The sequence below is a fragment of the Streptomyces sp. E11-3 genome, assembly GCF_046540415.1.
Lineage (GTDB): Bacteria > Actinomycetota > Actinomycetes > Streptomycetales > Streptomycetaceae > Streptomyces.
Map to the genome: position 1 here is coordinate 1 of NZ_JAZGRL010000071.1, position 2,937 is coordinate 2,937.

Annotated in this window: 2 protein-coding genes; one reads left to right on the top strand and one right to left on the bottom strand. The window is 68.7% G+C overall.

Features of this window, described 5'->3' with window-relative positions; all coding sequences use genetic code 11:
• Positions 1-178: 178 nt before the first annotated feature.
• On the bottom strand, positions 179-1,423 hold the full coding sequence (locus U9R90_RS35055; RefSeq protein ID WP_411061441.1) for a cytochrome P450: 1,245 nt from the start codon (positions 1,421-1,423) through the stop codon (positions 179-181).
• Positions 1,424-1,716: 293 nt separating this feature from the next.
• On the opposite strand from U9R90_RS35055, the gene U9R90_RS35060 reads away from it, so the two are divergent.
• Complete coding sequence (locus tag U9R90_RS35060; protein WP_411061442.1) at positions 1,717-2,886, top strand: steroid 3-ketoacyl-CoA thiolase; 1,170 nt, start codon at positions 1,717-1,719, stop codon at positions 2,884-2,886.
• Positions 2,887-2,937: the final 51 nt, after the last annotated feature.

A 2,937-nucleotide genomic window follows, 5' to 3' on the forward strand; every position in this document is an offset into this window, starting at 1 on the left:
TGCTTCGCAGCGGGCGCAGGCTGATCCGCGAAGATCGGAGAGACGCCCCCTAGCGGCGTACCCGGGCGTACGGCGCCTGGGGCCGCACGCGGGTAGGGAGGCAGGGGCAGGGCGTGAGGGGGGAATGCCCCTGCCTCCCTGGCGCGGGGGATTAGGCGTGGGGACCCGGCGCGGGGAATCAGGCGCGGGTGACCCGGAGTTCCTTGATGCCGTTCAGCCAGGACGCCCGCAGGCGGCGCGGGTCGGAGGCCAGCCGCAGGTCCGGCAGTGCGTCCGCGAGCGCGTCGAAGATCAGGTTGATCTCCAGGATGGCCAGGGACTTGCCGAGGCAGAAGTGCGGCCCGCCGCCACCGAATCCGAGGTGTGGGTTCGGGTCCCGGGTGATGTCGAACTTCTCGGGGGATTCGAAGACTTCGGTGTCGTTGTTGGCGGAGGAGTAGAAGATCCCGACCCGCTGCCCCTCCTTGATCTTCTGGCCGCCCAACTCCAGGTCCTGGGTCGCGGTGCGCTGGAAGGCGGTCACCGGTGTCGCCCACCGCACGATCTCCTCGGCGGCGGTCGCCGGACGCTCGCGCCGGTAGAGCTCCCACTGCTCGGGGTGGGTCAGGAAGGCGTGCATTCCGTGGCTGATGGCATTACGTGTGGTCTCGTTGCCCGCGACCGCCAGCACCAGCACGAAGAACCCGAACTCGTCCGACGACAGGTTCCCTTCCCCTTCCGCCGCGACCAGCTGGCTGACGATGTCCTTGGCCGGGCACTCCTTGCGGGCCGCCGCCATGTTCATCGCGTACCCGATGAGCTCCATGGCCGCCTGGGCGCCGACCTCCTCGGTGATCGCGTACTCGGGGTCGTCGTACGCGATCATCGTGTTCGACCAGTCGAAGATCCGGGCCCGGTCCTCCTGCGGGATGCCGATGAGCTCGGCGATGGCCTGCAGTGGAAGCTCCACCGCGATCCGGCTGACGAAGTCGAAGCTGCCGTCGGGCCCCGCGTCCCGTAGCGCCTCCTCGACGATCTTCGCGGCCCGGTCGCGCAGCGCGCCCTCCAGGTTGCGGATGGCCCGTGGGGTGAAGCCGCGCTGGACGATCTGGCGGACCCGGGTGTGTTCCGGCGGGTCCATGTTCAACATGATCAGTCTCTGGGCATCGATCTGTTCGCGGGTGATGTGCTCGTTGAAGCGGATCACCGCGGTGTTCGTGGTGGAGGAGAACAACTCCGGGTGCGTGGAGACGTACTTGACGTCTTCGTGCCGGGTGACGACCCAGTACCCGTCGTCGTCGAAGCCCGTGACGCCGTGCGGCTGCGGGCACCACGACACCGGGGCGGTCCTCCGCAGTTCGGCGAACTCGGGGTAGGGCACGCGGGTTTGGAGTAGATCGGGGTCGGTGGCGTCGAACCCTTCGGGCAGCGCGGGGCAGGACATGGGCAACTCCATTGTCTGACGGCCCATCAGAAGTTGCCCGCAAGGTAGTAACGGGTTCTACAAGTGGCAAGGCCTGCGGCGGCATCTGTTGCGCAGGTCGTCCGTGCAAGACCCTTGCGGTGAGCGGGCCGCACTCGCGAGACTGCCAGCAGAACTAGAACGCGTACTAGTTACTTGCGGTACGGGCCGTGAAGGGCTCGCCCACGATGACCGTAACCATCACTGGAAGAACCACGGCGGCGAGTAACCAGGTCCGCGAGAGCGGCGGCGGTTGAGCCGCGAAGGAGGGACTCATGGCCGCGGAACCTGTCATCGTCGAAGCCGTACGCACCCCGATCGGCAAGCGGGGAGGGTCCCTCGCCAACCTCCATCCGGCCTACCTCCTCGGCGAGACGTACCGCGAGCTCCTCGCCCGTACCGCCATCCACGCCGACTGTGTGGAGCAGATCGTCGGCGGCACGGTGACCCACGCCGGGGAGCAGTCCATGAACCCGGCACGCAACGCCTGGCTCGCCATGGGCCTGCCGTACGAGACCGCCGCGACCACCGTGGACTGCCAGTGCGGTTCATCCCAGCAGGCGAGCCATATGGTCGCCAACATGATCGCGGGCGGCGTCGTCGACGTGGGCATCAGCTGCGGCGTCGAGGCCATGTCGCGCGTGCCCCTCGGCAGCGGCTCCAAGCACGGCCCCGGCAAGCCCTTCCCCGACGAGTGGAACGTCGACCTGCCCAACCAGTTCGAGGCCGCCGAGCGCATCGCCCGCAACCGCGGCCTGACCCGCGAGAACGTCGACTCGCTCGGCCTTATCTCGCAGGAGCGGGCCGCCACCGCCTGGGCCGAGGAGCGCTTCAAACGCGAGACCTTCGCCGTCCAGGTGCCCACCACCGAGGACGAACAGGCCGCCGGGCAGGGCATGTGGCGACTCGTCGACCGCGACGAGGGCCTGCGCGACACCTCGATGGAGGCCCTGGCCGGGCTCAAGCCGGTCATGCCGACCGCCGTCCACACCGCGGGCAACTCCTCGCAGATCTCGGACGGCGCGGCGGCCATCATGTGGGCCTCCAAGCGGATGGCCCGCGCGCTCAAACTCAGGCCCCGCGCCCGTATCGTCGCGCAGGCCCTGGTCGGTGCCGACCCGCACTACCACCTGGACGGCCCGATCGACGCGACGCGGGCGGTCCTGGGCAAGGCCGGGATGTCCCTGAAGGACATCGACCTGGTGGAGATCAACGAGGCCTTCGCCTCGGTGGTCCTCAGTTGGGCCCAGGTCTTCGAACAGGACCTGGAGAAGGTCAACGTCAACGGCGGCGGGATCGCGCTCGGGCACCCGGTGGGAGCCACCGGCGCCCGTCTGATCACCACCGCGCTGCATGAACTGGAGCGCAGGGACAAGGAGTTCGCGCTGATCACGATGTGCGCGGGTGGCGCGCTGGCGACGGGCACGATCATTCAGCGGCTGTGACACGTTCAGCGGCTGTGACGACGACGGCGGCCACCCCGTGTCAGGGGTGGC